This window comes from Halorussus gelatinilyticus, assembly GCF_023238445.1.
Lineage (GTDB): Archaea > Halobacteriota > Halobacteria > Halobacteriales > Haladaptataceae > Halorussus > Halorussus gelatinilyticus.
The window spans coordinates 3,050,740-3,074,289 of the sequence record NZ_CP096658.1; the positions used below are offsets into that span (position 1 = coordinate 3,050,740).

The following is a 23,550-nucleotide window of genomic DNA, read 5'->3' on the forward strand; positions in this document are numbered from 1 at the left end:
ACCGGCCTGTAAGGTCGCCTAAAAGGCCTCGTCAATTTTTAGATCGTCACCATCAGCCATCGAGTCAGGCAACGCGTCACGATACTCTTTCACTGAGAATTTTCCGAGTGTCTCTAGCGAATCAACCAACTCGGCGATGTTCTCTGCACTAAGGTCTGGGTCCTGTTCACAGACGAGAGCGAATTTCCTCGGGGAGCTAAACCACTTGTAGTCTGAAGACGTTCGCGGATCAGGGAGGAGGATCCCGCGTGATTCGAGGAGGTTCTTGTACTTCTCTACTGTCCGCGGGTCGGTACGCCCTGCCTTGTGAACCGCCTGTTCGAAGTCTGACTCACTGACGTTGTCAGGCAGATGCTCTATCGTGCTCTTCACTCCCTGTCTCACCTGCGGCTCCAAGTCATCCAGGTTCGCAAGTCGATCTGTGTGTGAGTGTGTGCGGTCAGTTTGGGCGGGGGCGGCCTCGTTCCTCAGGAGATGTAGGAGTTCGTCCTGCTGCTCTTCGATTCGTTCGAGTCGTTCGTCTAATCGTGCGAGGCGGTCCCGTTCCATGTACTCTTGCATCGCTCTCTCGACTAAACGACCGAATTCTCCCCTGACCTGCCCTTTTACCTCGTGGGTGTACTCTCGGAACGCGTCTCGTACGTCCTCGTCTACTCGGGCATTCAGCGGAATACGATTGCTCAACGAGAACACCCCCCAGATCGGGAGACTAGTTCAGGTGCGATTACAGCACGATTACGTTCACATCTGATCAAGCGCGGATAGAGTACAGTACGATTACGCAGTAGTGTTTGTTGTCTGCTATAGTGGTCGAGTTCTAGATGAATCTCAGCCGTCTTCAGGCCCGTACCTTGACGCCCTCTTTGGTTTTTGTCGCAACTTGTTTCTCTACACCTCCCGGCTATTGGATGGAGTCTCCCACACGCACACAGAGTGTTTTGTCCTCGTCTGAATTGAGAACAGTACTGTGTAGGTTGTATTCTCTCCGTCGGTTCTTCGTCAGTCATCGCCTTATCCCCGGCTAACCACCACCCCTTTAATGCAGTAAGGGTTCAGCGAAGAAACCGGCAAAATATCCCTCTTTCTTTGCCAGAGTTGGGTGCTATAATGGGTTGATTCCCCGCAGATACCTACCGGGACCATCCCCAAATCACCGCGCTTGCTGTCGGTTTCAAAAGTTCCATCGAAGCGAGCAGAGATCAGAGAACGACTAAATGTAGTTTCCAAGGAATCCATCAACGAGTGAACTACCGTACCCTACTCGCTCATGGCTGACGTCGTTCGCTCCTTGAGGGTAGGGCTTCCTGCTTCCACGACGCGCTTTGCAGACACAGGTGTATCCACAGAGAGTGCAGTCTCCGTCTCTATCGCCACTCAGAAAGCCTATCACTATTGGCGATACCGGGCGACGAGACCGTTCAGTATACATCATCGGCACCAATCACTGTTATTACACAGCGGAAGCAACGACACTACGGACATGCAGCACAGGTTCCGTGTCGGCGAACAATACCGAGACACCGGCAGTTATCGGAACTCTTCTGACCAGTTCCTCAGATGGATTCGCGGCCCGCTCGACAGCGGCATCAAAAACACCGGCGGAATCCGTGACCTCCGTGCGAATCGGTCTGAGACGCCTGCAGCGCTCGTACTCGTCTCGAACGACAGCGGTATCTCCCAACATGACGACCCGTGGGAAGACACACTCGCCGTCAACGCCGGCTACATCAGCTACTGGGGCGACGCGAAAGCCGACAATCCATACGACGACTCTATCAAGAACCAGAAAATCAAGACCGCGTTCGACCGAGCCGCGGCTAGACGACGCGAAGACGTTCCACCAGTCCTCGTATTCCGGAAACCTGAATCCGGAGTCGTCGAATTCTGCGGATTGTGCGTACCAGACCACTTCGAGGTCCGCACCTACCAAGCCGACTCCGGGACACAAATCCCAAATTACCTGTTCCACTTCTCAATCCTCAACACCCAGTCCATCCCCATCTCTTGGCTACACGACCGCGCCCGGATGAACGATGACGCCCGAGCGCCGGATGTCTGGAAGCGCTGGGTCGAAACTGGCGACGTCGCCCAATGGCCGACCGGCGAGACGCTCGACCAGAGCGGGCGGGTCCGACGCTACGAAACCTCCGAAACCGCCGTGAGCGACGCCTTTCGAACAGAGACGTTCGAACGGTACGGCCACGCCTGTACCATGACCGATATTCGAGAAGACGACCTCCTCGACCTGGCACATGTCCTCCCGCGAAGCCAGCATCCCGAACTCGCCGAACATCCGGAGAACGTCCTCGTGCTGAACTCACTCCATCACCGAGCGTTCGACGCTGCATTATTTACTATCGACAGCGATTACCGGATTCGAACTAGTCCGTCCTTCGACCCTGCTCACCCGTTCCTCCGCCGAACAATCCTCGAACGAGCGGGCGAGCAGCTTTCATTCCCGTCCACTATTCAAGTCCGGCCGTCGTTTCTTGAAGAACTCAATACCGGCCTATCTTGGTTATAGCACGCCAAGCTTCTCTATTGAATCGATGACCGAAACTCAGCAGAGACGTAGGTAGCTCATCTCCTCCTGTAAATAGTGAAGTAGTCCTTAGGTAGGAATGGGGTCTAACTGAGTGACAATAACCGGAGTTCTATTTCCAACGATGAAAGACAGTGAAGCGGGCGATTCAATGGACTTTGTTAAAAGTAACAGTCTCACTGTCGAGGTCTGGTTCTGCAGCCCATCCGAGTTCTGCCCAGCCTTCGGCATGAGCGTGGCCAGTAGGATTCCACCAAACGGCGTATTTACGAGCAGATGCAGGTAATGGAACACCCAGGATCTCCTCTATCTCTTCAAATGAGAGGTGGAGAGTGTTCACATCAGCCTTCTTAAGGTGATCATAGAGCGGTGCGTACTTACTACTCGTCAATTGGTGCTGATTTGTGGATTCGTTAAAAATAGACTCTCGGTCTTTTGCAGGGCCATCAGCTTGCGCGATTTGCTGTGGACTATCAGTCACGGTGGTTGGAGATTCGAAATTCCAGGATGGATCGCACTCTTCGATTAACGCCGCTTCCCGTTGTTTCCTGTCCTCGGCCTCCATTGCCCAGAGTGCGACCTGCCCTTCGTTGCGGATGACTTCGAGAATGGCGTTATTGATTCGACAGTTGGTCTGCTGTCCACCCTCAAAACAGTTCTTGGGAGAAATGTTGGAGTATCCGTATTGAATTCGACTATGTATATCCACAGCCTCTCCGACATACACTATCTGATGGTTTGCGGTGAAGATATAAACACCTGATCTCTCTTGGAAGCTGGAGGTGTCAACGTGGAATTTACAAAACGGTCCCCAACCGTACTGATGGACAGACGTTTCGTCTGATTTTTCGTAGCGTTGTTGAGGCATTTTGAGATCGATCTGCCCTGCCTCATTCCGTTCTACTGTGACGGTGTCTACAAACTCGAACTTCTGAGTGAGATCAGAGATATCCATAATTTGGATTCAAAGCCATTTGGTATAATAATCGGGTCAGTGAGTCCATTGACAGCTGCTTCCATTTACTCGCCGGCAATGACCTTGTTATGGTACGTGAGATGGTCGTCGCTGATTTGGTGTGGGTCTGCGATATTCAATACAGTTCCATCAACGGCCTCTTCGTAGGTGTGGGTGACGCGGTACGTCTCTGGGTCAACGGTGAGTCGGCCGTAGTCGAAATCGGCGTGGTGGTTCGGACAGAGAACGAGAATATTCTCCGGCTCATCGGGTCCATCGTGCGGGCGACCGAGCGGACGGATATGGTGTGCCTCAGCGTACGGATTCCCATCCGGACCACGCCGAGAGACGCTACAGACCTGGCATGTATGATTGTACATACGCTTCATATCGTGGGCGAGGTCAGTATTGCGCACCACGCGACTACGCGTCGTCTCGACACGATCCGGGTCAGGGGCTATCAAGTCCAGTGCCGGTTCCTTACGATCCGCACGCCCGTCGCGGTCCAACTGAACTATCTCTTCCGGACTGAACTTGCTCAATCCGTCGTCGGCGTCCACTCCCGACTCCAACAGATCTTGGACTGCATCAACATCGGTTACTAAGGCATCTACAGGCGGGTGCGAGCATCTGAACGTAATATGGCGCTCAATTGTCGTCCGCGAACAGTCGTACTCCTCAGCAATGTCGCTAAAGTCGACATCAGGACTGGACCGATACGTTTCCCGGATTGCCTGACAATCTGAGTTCGAGATATCCCGACGCCGATCATTCGGCTCACGGGGAGGTTCGTCAACCTCGTGCGCACACTCACCGTTCACGTGAGCAAGAACCACTTGATACTCGTGGTCAACGGTGTCCGCATAGGCCATCACGCTCGCTGCATCGTGAACGCCACGGCGGAGTTGGGCACATTCCTCCGCTGTAACATGGTCTCGTTGGAGAATCTCCTGCTTCGCAACTGTCGGGGACTCGACGGCAACCTCGTGCGAACAATTTCCAGTAAGATGCCGGACAAGCGTCTGCCAGCGACGACCCGTTGACGCCCGTAGGGCCTCAATCGCCTCCCCAGCGGCATATCGATCTCTAATGTCACGACATTCAGGAGCGGTCACGTTGTGAGTCCGGCCACGTGAAATCGGGGTTTCGTCACAATCGTGAGAACACTCGCCAATCAAGTGGTCGTAGACGTCTCTCCGAGGATGATCGCTCTCGACCGCGAGTTCATACGGTGACTTGCCGTTGCGGTATGATACCCGCCACTCCTGGCACTGCCGTTCTGAAATTGTCTCGTCTTCAACTCTCATAGTCGAACCTCTCGTTGTACTTCGCAATTGTCTGAGTTCCAACACCGAGCGCGGAGCTAATATCGCTGGCAGTCAGGTGCACCCCGTTCGCCTGGGCGACGCTCAAGTATGCACCTCCAGTGACCCCAGCACGACTGGCACTGTCTCCGACGTCCGCATCAGTCGCAATGTCACGGGCATCGTCAGCATACACAGCCGGATGTTCGGAGAAGGCTGTCTGGAGCGTCGCAATTGCCTCATCAATTGTCTGGGGTGGAAGTACATCTACTGGGACATCGTCCGCCAGTTTCAGGAACGTTTTGTAGTTCTTGCGGATGGAGACCGGAGTTTTGTTTACGAAGTCTGCGACATCCCGCTGGCGAATTTCGAGCCCGTGTTTCTGCGCGACGGCATAGAGGATCGCACCGGCGACCGTCGTCGGGGCAAATCCACTATGGAGATTACGTTCTTTCCCGCGTTCAAGCAGATCGAAACACTCCGCTGCCTGGTCTTCCGTGAAGCCGAACTCATCAATCCCGTCATCCAAGTAGGTGTCAGGTTCGACTGGGGTCGGCTGAATATCCAACTCTGACATCAGCCTCGCACTCAAGTGTTGAATGTTCTTCTGGGACTTCCGAGCATGATCGGCAATGTCCGGCAGCGAAATTGGTTCCTCCTGACGGGTACACGCGAGGTAGAAACAGGCACCCGCAACGCTATCGATGGAATCATACTCGTATCCCGACCGGAGGACATCTCCACATAACCGAATTCCATCGACCATCGTGTCCTCTGCCGCGTCGAGCGTCTCACCCATCCGCTCAATCTCGGTCCCCACATAGAGCAGAACCGAGCGACGGGAGTACCGCGCTTGCATCATCATTAAGATGACTTATTTCTCTTATTTACCTTTCGTTACTAGCAATTAGATTCCATCATCGCCATATTTTACTGTAAATGAGGTGTGGTGGCCGAACCACGATGTACCAGTTCGGTTTGCCTGCCCTATTAACGAGATTCTGATCCTGAATCACCCAGATCTCGTGGCGAGTCTCGTACACCCAGTACCGCACCTCGTCAAATTCCGGTGGAAAGCTAACACCTGCATCACGCCATCTTCAAGAGACTATCCGCAAGCGATTCGAGTTCATCGGTTTCGTCGATCATGGAAAGCCATTGGCGGGGGAGCCCCGACGCACCGAATCGCGCCCCGGCAATGGCTCCCGTGATCGCGCCGATGGTATCAGTATCACCGCCACGGTTGACGGCAGTGACAATCGCCTCCTCGGCACTCTTGGACGCTAACCCGTCGTGGAGAGCCGTTTGAATCGAATGGACAACATAGCCAGACGTCTCTAGTGTACCAGGGGAAGTAGCACGGGTGAGAGGACTAAGCGCAGCGGTGAGCTCGTTTGGTGCACTTGCATCGACATAGTCAAGGGCGTCCTGCAGTGGTGCGTTAGCATCGTCAAGGATGCCCGCGAGTGTGAGATTTAGAATGGCGCAGCCATAGGTACACCGCGGGTCAGCGTGCGTAATCTGCGAGGACTGCCGACTCACTTCGACGAGTCGATCCCAGTCAGTGGCATACGGGATGGCGAGCGGCGGGCACCGCATCACACTCCCGTTCCCAGCATTCTGGCCTTCAGGGCTGTTCTCCCAGACCTGCTGGCCCGCCTCGTCCCACTCGTCGCCGCGCTTGAGGCGGCTGAGCGCTCGTCTCGTCATCCCTCCGATGTCGAACGGGCCGCTGTCGTACCACGCGACGAACCTATCGGCAATGTCCGCCGGGTCGAACGCTTGGTGTTCGACGAGGCTTCGAGCGATGCACAGCGCCTGCTCGGTGTCGTCTGTAATCGTTCCAGCAGGCTGGTTCCACGTGCCGTGCCCGACCATCTCGTCAAGCCGCCCGTGCTCAGCACTGATCTCCGACGCAGACGCGAACTCGACTGGCCGGCCAAGCGCATCCCCGCACGCTAACCCAAGGAGGATCCCACGCGCTCGATCTGAACTCATACGTGACCCAACGAAGACCCATGAGAAAAATGTAGGGTAGCAGTCACTCGTCAGGCTTCGTTCCCGTACGGAGATTCTCCCGATACTTCGCCCACGACTGGTACATTTCCACCCGTTCTTCTTCCGTCATCGTGTCGTGCTCGTCCTCGTCGTAGAACGGGAGTTCGTCCTTCTCGGGCATCTCTATGAGCCTTCCGAGCGGGTAGAGTTGCTCGTAATAGTGCTCCAACACCCAGTCTTCGCCATGCTCGTCAACGGCTTGCTGAATGTACGCGGCAGCCCCTGGATAGTCGTCTTCCAACATACCGGTCATTGTGTATGCTCGATGACCCTGTGTCTCTACGTACTGGCAGTTAGGCGTCCGTGAATTCGGTGAGCGAGTGGTTCGAGCTGTTACTGTTCCACTTTCCGATTTGGATGAATTCGAACGTATCGAGGGGAGTCTCAAGCGCGGCGTCGATCTGTGTCTGAACCCCGGTGGGGAGACTGTCGACAGGGATCGCGGTGAGTGCGTGCTGGGTGAGGAAGTAGCTGGTTGCGAGGCTCGTCGGGGCGACGACGATGACGCTTGATCCATCGACATCGTCGAGCGCGAGTTGGGCATCTCGGTACTGGAGCACTGTCGTGTCAAGCTCGTCGACAGGGAAGAGACAGACAGCATCCCCGTAGTCGATACTGGGTCCTGCCGATTTGAAATGCCCTTTGAGCATAATTATTCTCATATCTATTCCCACCACTCATTAATTTTGCGGTGGATAGATACCGCAATCCGTTTTGTTAAAAATCCCATGAGTGGTGGCTTCTGGGAGTAGTACTTAATACATCGAATATTACGCAGCAACACGTAGTTCAACCGGGCTAATGAATGATCGATACAGGATGTCTTCATAACTCCGCTTGGGAACTTCACTAATCAGATCGGTTGATGATTCCTATGCGAGTGGGTTCGCATCGTCACCGAATCCAGTCCCGTATGTCTCAACGACTTCTGTAACAGTAACCTCATACGCATCGTACCACTCCGTCCACCGCTGTTTCGCGCGTTTGTGGTCTGCATCTACTCCAAACGACTCAATCGCGTCCAACGACTCCCAGTAGTAGACGACAAGAACCTCCTCACTATTCGGTGCATGCCACGTCTGTTTGCCCAGATATCCCTCCGTGTCCTCGGCAGCCGCTTGTATCGCGTCATTCAACTCGTAAAACTCCGCATCATACTCTCCAGGAGCGAGGCGGAACGTTACCAAATACATCGTGATAGTCCCTCGTCCATACGAACAAAATGCTTCCCCTCGGAGCATCAAACGGATAGCAACCAACGCCTTGCTCATCCACGCCCAAGTCGGGGTTGGGATTCCTGCCACCTTCGCCGGGAACTCCACACCTATCCTCCGCCACTGAGAACAGGCCTACAAACACTCCGCCAAATCGGGTCCGAGTGAGTCTTGTGGTGAGTATCCGATGACACGACACAATAACCGATCCGACAATGACCGATTCGCAACCATCGCAGTCGGTGCAGCTGAAACTGAAATACATCCGCACAGAGAGGGAACGAACGACGTCGTCCCGCCGATTCACCTTTCGACTACGTTCGAGTGGGCTAACGGAGAGGACGCCAACGAACACGACTATTCGCGCGAGAGCAATCCGACGCGGGCAGCCCTCGAAGAGCAGTTAGCCCGCCTCGAAGGTGGCGAGCATGCGTTGGCGTTCGCCTCCGGAATGGCCGCCACATCAACGACGATGCTAGCGCTGGTCCCTCCGGGCGGCCACGTCGTCTCCTCGGACACCATCTATAGCGGGACCGAAAAACTGCTCACGGAACACATGGCCGGGCATCTCGGTGTTGACATCGACTTCGTTGACGCTCGTGACCCCGGCAACGTTGCCGATGCAGTCAACGCAGACACTGACTTGATCTGGGCAGAAACCCCGTCGAACCCCTTGATCCGGTTATGCGATATCCAGACGATAGCCGACATCGCCGATGACCACGATGTCCTGTTCGGCGTGGACAGTACGTTTGCGAGTCCGTACTATCAAGCCCCACTCAACCTGGGTGCCGACATCGTCGTTCACAGCACCACTAAGTATCTCAACGGACACTCCGACTCGATTGGTGGTGCTGTCATCACCGACAACGATGGGGTTTTCGAGCGATTAGCGTTCGCGCAGCGGGTTGGACTCGGGAATATGCTTTCGCCGTTCGACTGCTACCTCGTTGCGCGAGGCATCAAGACGCTGCCCGCACGGATGGAACATCACGAGAGGAACGCGATGGCAGTTGCCCGGTTCCTCGAAGGCCATGATCGGATCGCTCGGGTCCACTATCCTGGTCTTGAAAGCCACCCGCAACACGACCTTGCGACCGAGCAGATGTCGGGGTACAGCGGGATGCTATCCTTCGAGTTCGATGGGACGCTCATCGAACTTGAAGCGTTTGTCGAGGGACTTGAGGTATTCACGCCGGGGGCCAGTCTCGGCGGGGTCGAAAGCCTTGTTGAGGTACCGTCACTCATGATCCCCGACGAGTTCAGTCGTAGTGAGGAGTCAGCGGAGATTCCCGAAACGTTAGTCCGGGTGTCCGTTGGCCTCGAAGATGCCGATGACCTCTGCGAGGACCTCCGGACGGCGCTACCGTGAACTCCCCCTTTGCCTCATTCCCTATTCTTTGACCTGATGAGCGCGGAAACGCACGCTGTGCTGCTGAATACAACCTCCGCTTCTCACACACAGTACGGTCAACTATTGAGAACTTCAACAGGGTCTTCGATCTGTTATTTATGTGAGTTGAATCCCCAGTTTGACTATCCCTGCCTTCCCAGCTGACGTTATGCCTCGTGATCTCTATGACTGTACTGCGGCCGAACTCGCCACGTACTCCGTCGAACACCTCGACCACGGCACGCCACCTGGCGACGCCGCCGCGTGGCTTGATGAGAACGGGTACGATGCTGCCCCGGTCTACGCTGACGACGACCCAATCGGGTTCATCCACACGGACGATGTCACGACTGACGACGACGGCGACACTCTCGACGACCATCTCACCCCGCTCACCATCGACTACATGATCAGCGGCGACACCTCGTTCACAGACGTCCTCTCCGCACTCATTGAGAAACCCGTTTATTTCCTCGGCGGGCACAATCACGTCACCGGTATCCTCACTCGCGCCGATCTCAACACCGCCCCAGCGCGCATCTACTTGTTCGACCGGATCACGTACCTCGAAGAACATCTCCGCGAACTCATCCTCGAAAATGCACCGAACTGGAAGCAAACCTCCGTCACGAGGGACGAACTCGACGATATCGAAGACCGGTACGAAGACGCACAAGCCGCCAACGTCGCCCTAGAGGAGATCCACTACGCACAATTCTCGACGCTCAAAACTATCGTCAAAAGCGTCGAACCCTGCTGGGAGGCCTGCGGCTTCTCGACGAAAGGAGAAGCCGACTCTCGACTCCACGAAATCAAAGAACTCCGCAACGACGTCGCCCACGCCAACCTCCTCGTCGAAAACACCGACAGCAACGACTTCCTCAGTAGCGGTCGCACCACAGAAAATCTCCACAACGCCCTCGAAACTATCGAGCAAGTCCTCATACATCTCCAAAACGCAGGGTACGACCCAGGGTCGTCAGAGACATAAGCGCCAGGGTACGCTTCGATCTTGACCCTCTCTTGAACTACCGTGTCTGGTAGCATCGCTACTTCTCAGTACTAGAGTCGAAATCTGGATCTTCGTAGCAAGTGGTTTGCTGCACCTCCTGAACTCTGCAGCGCCGCCTGTGATCTCCTGTTCTACGCGGTTATTCCGTTGCTTGTCGCTTGATGAACATGTCGAATAGCGGCGTCTGTTTGACCACCCCGTTGCGCAGTCGCCGAAGATATTTCGATTCGAGGAATGTAACCGTGGCCTCGACGCGTGCCATGCGTTTCACGCGTGCTGCGTCGGGTCGACGCCGGGACTCGAACCTGGTAAGTGCCTTGGACAGATGGTCGGAGCGGGACGTGGCGAGTTCCTGTGCGAGAACACGCGCGTCTTGGAGTGCGAGCGACGCGCCCATCCCTGAAATTGGATGCACTGCATGGGCGGCATCACCGAGTAACGCAATTCGGTCAGTATGCCAGGTGTCACAGGTCACGTCGCGGACGCGGTCAAAGAAGGGCTCGTCGTCGGTCCCGTCAAGAAGAGCGGGTAGCTGCCAGCCGATTGTTTCGGCTTGCGCCCGCAGTTCCTCACGCCCCGGTGGGTTTGGAGGACTGTCGAGTCGTGCAGCGAGATTGAATCCGACGCGGTCACCGACACGAGCGACGAATCCCTCACTTCCGGGGCCCCAGACACTGACCATATCCTGCCCGACGTCCACATCCTGTTGGGCCCATAGCGACCACACGTAGGTATCGTATTCCCGTTTCGACCAGTCATCGAAGCACTGACTGCGAACGACGGAATGGATACCGTCAGCACCGATTACGAGGTCAAATACTTCAGTCGTCCCGTCATCAAAGGTGACGGTCACACCGTCGGCGTGCTCGTTGATGTGCTCAGGAGATGTTCCCATTCGAATCCAGTCTGACGGGACGTTTTCTCGTAGTGCCGCGTGGAGGTCAGCACGGTGGATGACCAGTAGGAGTGTCTGTTCGGGGGAAAGAGATGTGCGTGTGAGAACCTCACCGCCGCTCGCGCGAATCTCAAATCCATTAGGATCGGCTGCTCGCTTATGGGCGGCATCGAGGAGTCCGAGTTCGTCGAGGACGGCGAGTCCGTCTTCCCAAAGCCCAATCCCGTACCCAGAACCTCGCCACTCGGTTGCTTGTTCGATGATCGTCGGCTCATACTCCTGGCGTTGAAGGTACCCTGCCAAGCTTAGCCCGGCAAGACCCCCGCCGACAATCAGTACGTCAGTCTTCGAGTGGTGGGTCATACTGACACGTCGTCCGTTATCGTCGTCTCGTAGAGCCGGTCAATCGTCTCGATCAGTTCGGGGTTCGAGAGAACGCCCTCCTTGACGGCCCGGGAGAGTGCGTCGAGATACGCTTCGAAGAAATCATCGTGACGGTCAACGTCGATCTCGTACTCTGCTCGGAGAACGTTTGATTTGTTCCCCGTGATTGTGAGTTTCGTCCCGTTGATGGCGTCGCTAATCTCGGACTGTGTATTCGAGAACCGGTCGGCGAACCCGTTGTAGAAGTCCTCGTGCCCAGACGGAGCGTTCCTGACGTAGACGACGAGCGTGTGATCCCGGACAGCGTCTTCTCGATTACGCTCAAGTCGATGCAGGAAACCAACCCGCGCATTCGGTTTAATCGCATCCGAAACTGGACGGTCCTCATCGACCTTCCGCCACCACTCTCGCGGGAACAGCCACGCCCAATCAGACGTCCCTTGTCGGAACGTCCACTGTCGCCGCTCACCGGTCGCCATCTCCAGCTCTACTGCCGCGTACTCATCAGGCACGTCCGGATCATCGAGAAGCTCAGCCGCATCCAGCGTTTGCGCCAGCCGTGTCCCCCAGATCTCCTCGAATTCCGACCACTCCTCCTCGAACGCCGCCTCCAAGTCCGAGATTACACCGTAGTTCTCAACGTACAGTTCCACCATTTCGTGCTGATTCTCCTGATACTCGGTCATCGTGAGTTCACTCCGAATCGTGTCGACAAAGTCTTTCAACTGCGCTGTGGTCCGCGCCGGGTACTCGTCGTAGCTTTCCACCAAGAATGACTGTAGCTCTGCAGCCAGCCACTCCCACGAGACATGCACAAATTCCTCAGCGTCCGGTGACGACGCAGATTCCGGGGCCAAGAAAACGTAGTGCTGGCCATCAACTGGTACCTCGGACTTGTCAAGCCCGATTCCATCGAACGAATCCACACCGACGTACCGTGGTGTCTGGTCGTCGCCTTCTGACGCATGGACTTTCAATTCCCAGCAGATGAACCACTCGTCGGACGCCCACAACACGACATCGGGAATCCCGTCCGACGTCGCCACCTCCTGTGCGATCTGGATATCGTCAATGTCGAACCGCGAAAACTCGTACTCCAAGTCATCTCGATCAGACAACGCCGCCAACACGTGTTCTAACAACGCATGGTTCAGCCCGTGCGGCGCGTCCGGCGTCAAGAAATGAACGAGGAACTGCTGCCAGTCACGCTCCTGCGTACTCCGGCCAAGCACCTGCAGCGTTGTCGGCGGCGGCTCCTCCGCCTCCGGAAGCGCAGCGAGCCGCTGCCGGACCGCCGCTAATTCCGCCTCAATACTTCGAGTCATACCGCTACAATCACACACGGTGAAAATCAAAGTGACGCCACCCTCACTGCGTAGAGCAACCCACCAAGAGACCAGGACTACAGGGCAAATGCCGACCGTACGTGAGCGAAGGTGTCATCTCAGGGTAGACGAGGACAGTATTCGATTGGCTCCACTCTCCCGGTTTTGCAACAATCATCGCGGACACCAAGCGCCTCTCGTGGAATCGGAAGTCAGATCTCTTACTCCCGTTGTACCCCTCGCTCTCAGGCATTGACGAAGTCTGCCCAAACGTCCGCGATGGAATTTTCGTAACCGCGTCACCGCGAGCAGCTCGTTAGCCAAGACACGCCCTTAGATAGACTGTTAGGACTGATAAACGGCTATAAGGGATTATTTTGAGGGCGAGGGTTTATAACTAACTGCGAGATAAACGGTTTGCCGTTCCAACACGACGGGAGCGCAGAACAACGTGACGCACCCATCGACCAAACCCGGGCCTACCCCTGCGAAGATGGGAGCAGAGCCCACGGTATGATCGAAATAGTCGCTCGAACGGCACACCGAACCCGAGAAAAAGAAACATGACGCACGATACGGACTCAGAACAGACCGTCCGAGCACAGCTCAACGAAATAGCAGACCATTGTGAGACTCACGACGAGTACCCAGAGGACGTCTCCAAGACCGACGTGCAGGAACTCGGCCAAACCCTGCACGACCAACTCGCAGACCGCATCGAAACGTACGTCGCTGAGACGAACTTCACGCGCCGCGAAGCCGAAGTCTGGGCACTCTACAAGTACGTTGACGAGTACAACAACTTCGTGACCTACGACGGAGCAACGCTCCTCCTCTCCACACCCGGCACGGGATTCAGCGAGACGACCGAAGCGGACGAGGGAGCGGCGGTGAGCCAGTCGGTCACAAGCGAGGACGCCGAGCAGTTGTTCAGAGCTGCAGAGGAGAAGGTCGAAGACGCACGGCAGACCGTCGGCGCAGTCACTTTCCCCGACCGAGATGAAGTCCTCACCAGCCCAAACCTGGTGTGGCTCAATCATCACACGGTGCAACGCTTACGCAGCCAACAACAGTCCGGCGAAACCACCCTCGACGACGTCGCCACACGCATCCTGGATGAAACAGAAACGCAGCGCTCGCTCGAAGAGTTCGTCCACGGATACCTGGGCACCCGCGGCGAGGACAACGTAACTCAACTCGCCGTTGAGCGGGAGAGCTTCAAAACGGGTGCTCTTCAAATCACCTCGCACACGCTCACCCAAGAAGAACTGCCAGACATCGTCACGGAAACCGACGCCATCATCCACCACGGCCACCGGTACGACCTCCACTTCCACGAAGACCCATTCGGACCGCGGGACCTCAATCGACTCACGCTGTATGCCGGAAACAACATCATCGGGATGGACGCAGTCTCGCTGAAGGAAGGGCTCGCCGCCGCAAACGAGCACATGAAGGACCTGCTCGAAAGCGACGAACCACTCGCCAGTCGAACCGTAGAGTAAACACGACGTCGACGCCTCACCAACGCTCATTTTTCACGGAGAGACCCATCTATCGCATCTCCAATGGACTACTGCCGCAACCGATACTGACTCATCCGCGTCCAACTCGTCAGTCAGAGCGCCGAATTCGCCTCTTGTAACGAATCGATTGCTTGCTGCAGATGCGTCCGCAGCTCATCACTGAGGTCATCGTCATCTGCTGATCGGTCGTTCCGTCGGTCACCATCACGCGCTGCCTGTCCATCCGTGTTCGACTCGCGCGTCCCCCAGGTTTCAGTCCGCCCTAACGCTGCATCCTCTTGCTCGGCGACATCATCGAGCCGTTGCTGCTGGTCCGACTCGCTCTTCGTGGCCTGCGTGTTCCGTTCCCGTCTGGACTCATCAGTCGGGCGTCCACCCCGCCCGAACGCATCCAACGGGAAATCATAGGCGTACGCTCTCTTCACCTTGTTGAACGTTGTGCGGCGGGAGATACCCAGCACCTCAGTAACGTCACTTCGGTCACACCCGCGTTCCAGCGCTTGCCGGACTTGTTCATCTTCCATGCGCTGCAACAGCAACTGCCGGTCGTCTGGGATGTGCCCGCGAGCAGAGTTCTCAATCTGATCGACGAGCCCCCACTCGCCGGTCTCGACATCCTTATCCACGATCTGCCGATCACGCGACTCGACACGGTTGTCAAGTCCCATGAGCACCCAGAGTCGCTCCCGGACCGCAGACACCGACAGGTCCGCGGTCATCCCGGACGCGATATCCCCAGTCCGGCTTGGCCCGTGTGCCGCGAGGAACTGCAGCACCTCAACGTCCTGCGGGAGCAACACGCTGCGATCCGCGTCCGTAATCGTCACCGGCGAGTCACCCGGCGTCGCCTGCTGATGTAGCCAACTGTGACACGGCCGGCACAGCAACGTCAAGTTCTCCATATCGTGCTCGCCCATCTCGTCCGGGTTACGTTCGATGTGGTGGACATGCAGCGTCGCCAACCCGCCTTTTTCGGGACCACGCCGCCCGCACGATTGACATCGATGCTTGTACTCCTCCAAGACATCCTGACGCGTGTCCGGGTCAACCGTCTCGTGACACTCACAGTGCCCCGGCCGATCAGCCCCGCTACTACCCGTTCGTTCGCCGCTCGATTCACCATGCCGTCGTGGTTCAGTCTCTGCCATGCTTCGTCCTCGCGTTGATCGGTCACTCGTCGACGCTCCGAGTGCTGAGTGATGTATCGCTTCAAACCGCAGGTACTCAGACGGCTCTCCATTGAATCAAGATCGGCAGTCACCCCGGATCCCACGGGGCACTGTAGCTCCTCTGCCGACCTACAGATCCCGGGGATAGGTGAGTTCGAATCACGTCACACCTCTCTGGTCGGGGTAAGCGACTTCACTTTGAACTCCGATTTCGAGCAGTACCGCTCAGCGACACGGCCAAGCGCCCGCGTCCGCAACACGTCCGCGACATTATGCTGCACTAACTCTGCGAACCACCCGTTCTCAAACGCCGGAACGGCCGCGTCACTCCCATCAAACGGATCGAGGTCGCCGTACTCGCCATCACACAACAGGTCGTACACGCTGCCCAGATCGTGCTGGTCATCGCCGTTGACGGTCGTGTTGAACCGGTCAGTGACGAGCGGCATCACATCCGCGTACGGCACGTCCACGAACGGCCACTGCATGTCGAGCTGCGCATACCGCGTCCGGAGGAACGGCACGTCGAACCCGCCGTTCCACCGCTCACCATTGTACGCGACCAACAACACGTCCGAGCCGCTGAGTCGCTCCGCAACAAACTCCGTCACGGCCGCGAGCACACTTTCCTCGCACTCGTGTGTCGAGACGTCTACGTGCACCGGCACCTGCTCTTGCACTGTCGCCTGCAGCTCTCGCGCCGGACGATTCCCCGTCTGAACGAACACCTGCACACCCATCGACACCGCGAACCCGACCACCGTCACTTCGTCATCAACGCCGAACCCAGTCGTCTCAATATCGAACGCCACCTGCTCCAACACCACTACACCTCACCTCCAGCCCCGGCAGCCCTACGCTCCGAGACGCGATCCTCACTCGCCGGGCGGACACAGAACTCACCGAACCCGAACCGCGAATGCGTCCCAACACGCAACACACCATTCCGCGCCGTCTCGACCGGCTCATCACCAGCATACTGCACGACTTGCCCGTGATCCACCGTCGTCACTGCGTACGTCTCGTCACCGTCCACGAGCCGTGTCGCCCGGCGACGCAACCCGCCCTGTGACACGGGACTCAGTTCGTCCGTGTCGACACGCCACCACCACGGCACGTCCTGCGCATCGCCACTCGGATGCTCCGACTCCAACACGAACGGCGACACCAACTCAATCCGGCACGACTCGCCACTCGCCTGCGCTGCCTTCAGCCGCGAGAAGTCGAGTGCGTCCAGATCCACGATCTGCGTGTCAACGACTGAGACCTCGCCGAACCCGTAGTTCCGCGCACCACCGACCTGCAGGCCGTCAAGCACATCCTCATCAACCGGGACAACACTGCCGTCACCCTGCCTACTGTGGAGGTAGCAGTGCAGGTACCACGACACCGACCGCCGCCGATTCCGCTGCCCCGCTGGCCGCCCAAACCAGCACGTATCGTCGAACGCTACCCGACCACCGTGCAGTTGCAAGTCGTGGACGTTATGCGCGTCCCGCGGCCGCGAATCCAGCAACCACCGCTGCGCCGCATCACGAAACACGAACAAATCCTCGTACACCTCAACGTCCGGCAGCGACTGCCCGAGCTTCCCAGCATACCCATCCTGCGACGCCCCAGCCGGGTACTCACCGTACTCCCCCGGCACGAACACCCCATGACTTACGCGCAGCGACCGGCGCGTCTCCGCATCAACACGCCGTGCGACCGCATTGAACAACGCGTTCCCCGTCACGAAGTACGGATGCCCGAGGTACTGCCCGTCGAACTCAAACAGCACCTGCTGGATCCGCGTCACACCCCATCACCCCCAGGCCCAGCACCATCAAGCGGCGATGGGGCGAGCGCCGCACTGTATTCCTCAATGAACTGGAGCGCCACCGACCACGACCGAACCCGGCGCAACTGCGCGTCAAGCACACGCCACCGACGCTCCCCATCCACATCGAACGGGACCTCCGGCAGGCGCGCCCACACGTCCGCAAACAACCGCGCCGGCCCCGACCCGAGCCGCGCCGCCGGCCGATCACCCGGCTCACTCGTCACGTGCAGCGCGAACCCGCTCGTCGACACGACCGTCCGATGTGGTACCACCGCCGGGTCGCCGTCACTCGGCGTCACCGCGAGGAACAACTCATCGAACGACACCCCCGCCCGGTAATTATCCAGCAACGCCGCCACGAGCAACGTATGATACTTCAAAGACGTGTACGGGTAGTACGGCGACTCACTGAACAACGACGGCACCGTCGCATGCAACCACGCCGCATGCAACGCCGCCGGATCCTTGATGCGAACCACCTTGAACAGCGACCCGCCAATATCACTAACTGGCTCCACCGACGACGCAACCTGCCCAGTCAACAGCGAGACGCGAAACCACGACTCGTGCGCATCCACCGTCTGCTCCGGCTCCCCGCGCGGCCGACTCAACAACGCCGCATCCCGATCCGCACCAAACGGCACGGACTCGTTCACACGCACGCCACGGAACGTTTCCTCAGCATGCTCATGACCACGCATCCGCGCCTTGTGGACGTCATGGCGATACACCGCAACCATTGGATTCACACATGACCCGTCGTCCTCCGATTCACCGGCCGCTTGTTTCGAGTCAATCTTCGACACCGAGGGGCGAATCGACTCCGTCGGCGGCTGCAACGACTCCCCGGACGACTCGTTAGGATCCGTCACGCCGAACCACCTCCCGACACACCGTCCGGCATCGGCACATCACCATCACGCGCCGCCACGCGCGCCTGCAACGCCCGGACGAACTCCGGCCGGCATTCCGACCGCCACACTTCGTCCTTCTCCTCCATCGCCGACGTCGTCGCCTTCGCACGGTCGAACACGCGGCGCACCTCTCGGTCGCTGTACAGCGGATTGATCACCCACACATTAGCGATGCCTGCACCGAAATTCCGTGCGCCGCCGAGCTGGAACTCGAACTCATCACTATGCGCGTCAAGGAACGACACAGCTTCCAAGAGCAACCCCACGAACTCCGGCTTCAGTTCCCGGAGCGTCAACTTCCATGTCCCCTCGACGTTCCCGAGCACGTCACGATCCGCCTGCCGAAGCGGCTCGCCACCGTCCTCCTCGTTCCGCGACCGAACTTGATTCGACACCTGCCGGTAGTGCGCTTCCGCCTCACCCTTCAAGACATCCACATTCCGCCGGATCGGCGAGAACGACACCGGACGACGCAGCAACTTCCCCGGCTGATCGCCGAACCCACCGAACAAGTCATAGACAACACACCCATCACCGTGCTCATTGAGGCACGCTCCCTTCTCGTGGTACCCCGACTCTAAATCGCGCTCGTACGTCTCCGCCCGCATATAATCCGCATCCGGCTCACCCGGATGACACGCCGTCGCCCCAGCAACCTGGACAACTTGCTCACACCCATGACGCAGCCACCCGCTCAGAGTGAACGGCGAAATCTGTCCCTCAATCTGATTCATCGGATCATCCGCCTCATACCGATCCGCCGACGCATGATGCCGATCCGTAACGATACCATCACCAGGCGACAGCAGATCGATTTCGAGCCCGACGTACACATTTGGCAACAACATCTCCTCCACCGACCGCGGTACGTCCAGCTCGACATCGAGATGCGAATCTCTGAGTATTGAACCGCTCAACGTCATCGCTGATCACTCCAGAACAACCTGCGAACCTCGTCGACGTCAGGCCGGTCCGCTCGCCGTCGTGCCTCGCCAAAGGACATCTTTTCCGACGGTTCACGATTTTCGAAACTAGTCGTAGCGTTCACAGCCGTACCGCCATCCGGAATCCTCCGCACCGACTTCGTCGCCGCCGCACTCACCAACAAAACCTCCGGATCCAACAACACTGGCCACGACGACTGCGTCGCCCCGTCTGAACACCAGCCAACATGACCCGACACAACAAGTTCACGCACACCCAGCGTGAACTCCTTCGGCAACTCGTGCCTCCCGTCACCACAAATCACGTGTCCAACCTGAAACATCACCTCACTAGCCGGCCGAAACACGTACACAACGACAGACTCACCTTCACGAAGAAAGGAACCGCACACTTGACACGTCGCGGCCCCTTCCCCGAGCGAAATTTGTTTTAATTGGGATATATCTTCAGTTAGTCTATCAGCAGCTTCTTCATCCTCTGCGGTTAATTCTTTCATGGGTTCTTTGGCGTTGGTGCTGAGAACCCGCCTCGGCGGCCCTACCCGCCGGGATTTCTCCGGGACACGGGTTCTCACTTAGTTCTCGAATTCCCACTGACTTAGTAGTTTGCATATTTGCATATGTTTGCCCATTAGCAAAGTTTGTGTATTTGCAAATGGTGGGTATATTTGCAATGGGCGGCGGAAGCAAGGGCAAGATGGCGCGGACCCGAGCATTACTGACAAAGACTGACAGAAAGCAAATCTCGAATACAGAGGAGGCCGATGAAAATAAGCGGTATCAAGCGATTTCACGTGTTAGGAGCCGTATCCAAGATGAACTTCCTAAAGACGTAGAAGTACTACGGGAACACCATCCAGAACTCTATGAAGAACTACAGGATGTAGTCTGCCAGAGAGACTCTAAATGACAGTGTGAGGAAACACTTTAGCCGTACAACCCAACAACTTCCATGACTGCGTCCGTCAAAGGGACATTCCAAGACATTGAAAACATCGCTCGCCATTAATGCCCGGAACTGGCTCAGGAATCGGACCCTTCCGGGCCGGCCGTATACCGCCGACGATCTGACGGCCATCCTCTATGATCGCGTCAAAGATGCGTTCAACCAGATTTCGTCTCCTCGGAAGTGATGGATCGGATTGTGGCTACCGTGGCTGATAACTGGTATGACTGCCTACATACATTCACCATCCGTCTATTGGTTAAGTCCACTGATAACCGTCTGTGCCGAATTTATCTCGCCCCATGTCTTCCTCGACATAGTGACTCCTTAAGAGGGCAATTCGGGCTCCTCGTAAGACATATTGAACTACCCGTTCCTTAACAAGAATTAGTATCTCTAGAACACTCAATATCTTCATCCAACAGGTACAGTTGAATTGCGTGACCTTTAGTAAATTATTTCCAGCCCTGCTCGCTTTGTCAGAGTTGTGCCGCTCAGCGAACTCTTCAACACGCCAGCGGTTAAGTCACCGTTCATCTCCTCCGGCAATCTCGCTGACGAAGAGCGACTAGCCCACTTCCCTGTCACGGCGAGAGTACACGCAGGCCTCCTCAACGCGATGGTAGAGCGTGGCCAGGACCTCGTCATTGTGACGCCGTCCGACAGAGCCGAATTTCTGCACCTACACGCCCTTGAAGCACTCTTCGGACCCAAGGTAGATGGCCGTAACGCAGTCTTCCTGCTCAGCTCCAACACGGAATTCCGCGAGCGATTCCGGCAGCTCGCCCCGACGTCGATACGGCCACCACACGACAAGTCTCGCTACGCGCGTGAGGAGACCCCGATAGCTAACGTGACGAAAGACGGATCCCTAGCGACGGTAACGAAGAACCTGAACCATCCCGATAAGCCTGCGCGGTTTCTCTTCTCGTACACAAGCACACGTATTCCTTCGGACGATGTCGGAGATCGGGTTCGGTGTGTAATATACGACGACTCTGTGAAGTACGACGAAGAACGCCTCCTCCGACTATTGAAATGGAAACAGCGAAACGACGTGCCCGCGATAGTCTACTTCACGAGCAATCCGACGTCAGACCTTGTAGAGAAACTACGTGGGCGAGCATTCCTGTGGACGTGGCCACCTAGACTGCTATCTGCCGTAGTCGAGAGTGACCGAGATAGTGGGCACGAGTGGAGACGTGCCAACGAGGAAGTGAGTCCGACAACCCGTCGGGCCCAAGTCGTCACTAAACGCGAACAGAACCGCGTTTCGGGCCTCTCTATCGACGTCCATACGTGCGGCGACGGGGATCTCCTCCCGGCCCTGAAACGGGCGAACGACCGTCGAGCGAGGTTCGAGTACTTGGCGCGTGAGTTGGACGCCGACATCCTTAAGCGAGGACAGCAGCTCGTGCGGTACGCTCTAGGGAGTTTCCGCGAACTCTTGACCCCTCTCGACGTGGCCGACTTTCATACCCGGCGGACGACGATATCAAGCCGGCTCGCACAACTTGATCGGTTCGCGGGCCGCATCGCGTCCGATCCCGAAGCTAATCCCGCTACCGGCACGTTCCGGGACGTAGTCTCGGCTCTCGAGGAATTGGAAGAACTTTGGGACGATGTGCCTGCGAGCGACAAGAAACAGGGCGTGCTGGTTGACAACCTGCTCTACGGTGCACTTGACAGGGGGGACTCGATTTCCGTCGTCACTGCGACAGAGAGTCAACAGCAGGCACTCACGACGTTCCTCCAGTCTGAGCACGCTGCTCTCTACCGTGATCTGGGTGACGACCTCACGATACACGACACTCACAGTGTTCGCTCGGCCGACCCGACGGACCACGTCGTCCTCTACGGCGCACTCCGGTGGGGTGACCGTGATCTCCTCCGCACTGACGTCGCAACAGACGCTATCGTCCTGGCGTATCCCATCGAAATGGGTCTCCTCCACTCACAAGTTGACGCCTTGGATGATTCCTTCGAGTCGATTGCGGACACAACGTTTTGGAACGTGATCGACAAGCTGACCCGTATCGCTAAGGACGAACCCGCGGACGTCGAACGTGTGAACATCGACCTCCCCGAGTACGAGGAACCCAGTACGAGCGATCTCGGTGAGGACATCTCCGTAGACGAGGCCGAAGGAGAAGACCTGGGTGAAATCGTTCGAGGGTACGAGACAGATTACGAGGACAGCGAAGACTTCGACCCTACCGAGTACGAGACATCCGCCACGCAACAGACGACCACCTCTGGTGGACGGACCGAGACCGACTGTCTTGACGTCCACTTCGAAGACGGCCTGTCCATGTACCTCCGTAAGGACACTGAAGTGTACACCGTGCGCGAAGGCCACGACAAACTATTCAAGAAGAACGCTTCACGCCTGAAGGAACACGACGTCGTCGTCCATCTGGAGGACACCGATGAGATGCGTGACCAACTCTACGCGTTGATTCGTGAACGCGGAGATGTCGGACTGTACTACTACGCGAACCTGTGGAAAGTCAACCTTGAAGCCGCCTTGGAGGAGACCGGTGACGACCTTGACGACTTCGTGGAGAAGATGGAGCAACAGGGTATCGACAAAGGCCGCGGCACCTACGAGCGGTGGTACGAGATGGAAGTCCACCGGACGCGGTCGAAAAAGAGTTTCTGGGCCATCGCCGAGGCGTATGATCTTGAAGGCGTGAAAGAAAACTTCAATCAGGTGTGGAACGCCGTTCAGGAGATGGAGACGATATACAGTCGTCTGAAGAAAGCACTCCGGCAGACAGCACTTCGATCCGCTGCCGACGGAACATTAGATGACGTGATGCTGTCGGAGAGTCCGGACATCCGTCTCAGCGACTTCGAGATCGGGAAGTACCTCTTCCGACTCGACGTCAAATCGATAGAGGAGGGTGTCGAGGCCAAGAGTTCACAGATAGGACGATTACGTGGGTTCTGACCACTTCATCTAGTTCTGGTTAGTCAAGGCCTTGTCTGAATGAACTGTGTCATCCTGGTTCTTGCTGCACTCCTCTAGTCCGAAGCCGTCAGACGGCGACTGGAAGGTGTGGACATAGTAACCTACTCTGTTTCGCGTCTAGATTTGCCATTCCGAATCGGTCTGCTTCCCTAAACTTATGACACTCTGCTACG

Annotated in this window: 21 protein-coding genes; 5 read left to right on the forward strand and 16 right to left on the reverse strand. The window is 57.0% G+C overall.

The genetic code is table 11. The features are described from left to right. Window positions 1-18: 18 nt before the first annotated feature. The gene (locus M0R88_RS15635; protein WP_248654389.1) at window positions 19-561 is read right to left on the reverse strand and encodes a hypothetical protein; all 543 of its coding nucleotides are present in this window, start codon (window positions 559-561) and stop codon (window positions 19-21) included. Window positions 562-1,480: 919 nt separating this feature from the next. On the opposite strand from M0R88_RS15635, the gene M0R88_RS15640 reads away from it, so the two are divergent. Next, window positions 1,481-2,524 carry an HNH endonuclease gene (locus M0R88_RS15640; RefSeq protein ID WP_248649966.1) on the forward strand — a complete coding sequence of 348 codons (1,044 nt, stop codon included), beginning with the start codon at window positions 1,481-1,483 and terminating at the stop codon, window positions 2,522-2,524. Window positions 2,525-2,690: 166 nt separating this feature from the next. On the opposite strand, the gene M0R88_RS15645 is transcribed toward M0R88_RS15640, so the two are convergent. The 7 genes from M0R88_RS15645 to M0R88_RS15675 form a co-directional block, all read right to left on the reverse strand. Next, complete coding sequence (locus M0R88_RS15645; RefSeq protein WP_248649967.1) at window positions 2,691-3,497, reverse strand: GIY-YIG nuclease family protein; 807 nt, start codon at window positions 3,495-3,497, stop codon at window positions 2,691-2,693. A 65-nt stretch (window positions 3,498-3,562) separates the two neighbouring features. Then, window positions 3,563-4,804 (reverse strand): HNH endonuclease, encoded by a 1,242-nt coding sequence (locus M0R88_RS15650; RefSeq protein WP_248649968.1) that lies wholly within the window; start codon window positions 4,802-4,804, stop codon window positions 3,563-3,565. After that, window positions 4,794-5,600, reverse strand: coding sequence for a transcription initiation factor IIB family protein (locus M0R88_RS15655; protein WP_248649969.1), 807 nt, complete (start codon window positions 5,598-5,600; stop codon window positions 4,794-4,796). Before M0R88_RS15655 ends, M0R88_RS15650 begins: the two co-directional genes overlap by 11 nt. 290 nt (window positions 5,601-5,890) lie before the next feature. Next, window positions 5,891-6,799: an ADP-ribosylglycohydrolase family protein gene (locus M0R88_RS15660; RefSeq protein ID WP_248649970.1), complete on the reverse strand. Its 909-nt coding sequence runs from the start codon at window positions 6,797-6,799 to the stop codon at window positions 5,891-5,893. Between the two features lie 43 nt (window positions 6,800-6,842). Further along, a complete protein-coding gene (locus tag M0R88_RS15665; RefSeq protein ID WP_248654390.1) occupies window positions 6,843-7,112 on the reverse strand; it encodes a DUF8110 family protein in 270 nt (89 codons plus the stop codon). A 40-nt stretch (window positions 7,113-7,152) separates the two neighbouring features. Continuing rightward, window positions 7,153-7,509, reverse strand: a complete 357-nt coding sequence (locus tag M0R88_RS15670; protein WP_248649972.1) for a DUF8165 family protein — start codon at window positions 7,507-7,509, stop codon at window positions 7,153-7,155. 222 nt (window positions 7,510-7,731) lie between these two features. Further along, a complete protein-coding gene (locus M0R88_RS15675) occupies window positions 7,732-8,052 on the reverse strand; it encodes an antibiotic biosynthesis monooxygenase family protein (protein ID WP_248649973.1) in 321 nt (106 codons plus the stop codon). A gap of 208 nt (window positions 8,053-8,260) precedes the next feature. Between M0R88_RS15675 and M0R88_RS15680 the strand changes: the two genes are divergently transcribed. Next, on the forward strand, window positions 8,261-9,445 hold the full coding sequence (locus M0R88_RS15680; RefSeq protein ID WP_248649974.1) for a trans-sulfuration enzyme family protein: 1,185 nt from the start codon (window positions 8,261-8,263) through the stop codon (window positions 9,443-9,445). A gap of 190 nt (window positions 9,446-9,635) precedes the next feature. Then, on the forward strand, window positions 9,636-10,457 hold the full coding sequence (locus M0R88_RS15685; RefSeq protein WP_248649975.1) for a CBS domain-containing protein: 822 nt from the start codon (window positions 9,636-9,638) through the stop codon (window positions 10,455-10,457). 160 nt (window positions 10,458-10,617) lie between these two features. Here the strand turns inward: M0R88_RS15685 and M0R88_RS15690 are convergent, their stop codons facing one another. Next, window positions 10,618-11,736 carry an FAD-dependent oxidoreductase gene (locus tag M0R88_RS15690; protein WP_248649976.1) on the reverse strand — a complete coding sequence of 373 codons (1,119 nt, stop codon included), beginning with the start codon at window positions 11,734-11,736 and terminating at the stop codon, window positions 10,618-10,620. Further along, window positions 11,733-13,082: a PD-(D/E)XK nuclease family protein gene (locus M0R88_RS15695; protein WP_248649977.1), complete on the reverse strand. Its 1,350-nt coding sequence runs from the start codon at window positions 13,080-13,082 to the stop codon at window positions 11,733-11,735. Before M0R88_RS15695 ends, M0R88_RS15690 begins: the two co-directional genes overlap by 4 nt. Window positions 13,083-13,645: 563 nt before the next feature. Between M0R88_RS15695 and M0R88_RS15700 the strand changes: the two genes are divergently transcribed. Beyond that, window positions 13,646-14,587: a hypothetical protein gene (locus M0R88_RS15700; RefSeq protein WP_248649978.1), complete on the forward strand. Its 942-nt coding sequence runs from the start codon at window positions 13,646-13,648 to the stop codon at window positions 14,585-14,587. A 113-nt stretch (window positions 14,588-14,700) separates the two neighbouring features. Here the strand turns inward: M0R88_RS15700 and M0R88_RS15705 are convergent, their stop codons facing one another. The 6 genes from M0R88_RS15705 to M0R88_RS18900 all read right to left on the reverse strand — a co-directional run bounded on the left by M0R88_RS15705 (window position 14,701) and on the right by M0R88_RS18900 (window position 19,954). Next, window positions 14,701-15,756, reverse strand: coding sequence for an HNH endonuclease (locus M0R88_RS15705; RefSeq protein WP_248649979.1), 1,056 nt, complete (start codon window positions 15,754-15,756; stop codon window positions 14,701-14,703). Window positions 15,757-15,941: 185 nt separating this feature from the next. Next, window positions 15,942-16,604 carry a ribonuclease H-like domain-containing protein gene (locus M0R88_RS15710; protein ID WP_248649980.1) on the reverse strand — a complete coding sequence of 221 codons (663 nt, stop codon included), beginning with the start codon at window positions 16,602-16,604 and terminating at the stop codon, window positions 15,942-15,944. Then, complete coding sequence (locus tag M0R88_RS15715) at window positions 16,604-17,575, reverse strand: hypothetical protein (RefSeq protein WP_248649981.1); 972 nt, start codon at window positions 17,573-17,575, stop codon at window positions 16,604-16,606. The genes M0R88_RS15710 and M0R88_RS15715 overlap by 1 nt, the downstream gene beginning before the upstream one ends. Beyond that, the gene (locus tag M0R88_RS15720; protein WP_368408880.1) at window positions 17,572-18,339 is read right to left on the reverse strand and encodes a DUF8168 family protein; all 768 of its coding nucleotides are present in this window, start codon (window positions 18,337-18,339) and stop codon (window positions 17,572-17,574) included. Before M0R88_RS15720 ends, M0R88_RS15715 begins: the two co-directional genes overlap by 4 nt. Window positions 18,340-18,467: 128 nt before the next feature. Beyond that, the gene (locus M0R88_RS15725; protein ID WP_248649983.1) at window positions 18,468-19,436 is read right to left on the reverse strand and encodes a hypothetical protein; all 969 of its coding nucleotides are present in this window, start codon (window positions 19,434-19,436) and stop codon (window positions 18,468-18,470) included. Then, window positions 19,433-19,954: a DUF8112 family protein gene (locus M0R88_RS18900; RefSeq protein WP_497007279.1), complete on the reverse strand. Its 522-nt coding sequence runs from the start codon at window positions 19,952-19,954 to the stop codon at window positions 19,433-19,435. The genes M0R88_RS15725 and M0R88_RS18900 overlap by 4 nt, the downstream gene beginning before the upstream one ends. A 936-nt stretch (window positions 19,955-20,890) precedes the next feature. Between M0R88_RS18900 and M0R88_RS15730 the strand changes: the two genes are divergently transcribed. Further along, the gene (locus M0R88_RS15730) at window positions 20,891-23,356 is read left to right on the forward strand and encodes a DrmE family protein (RefSeq protein ID WP_248654391.1); all 2,466 of its coding nucleotides are present in this window, start codon (window positions 20,891-20,893) and stop codon (window positions 23,354-23,356) included. Window positions 23,357-23,550: the final 194 nt, after the last annotated feature.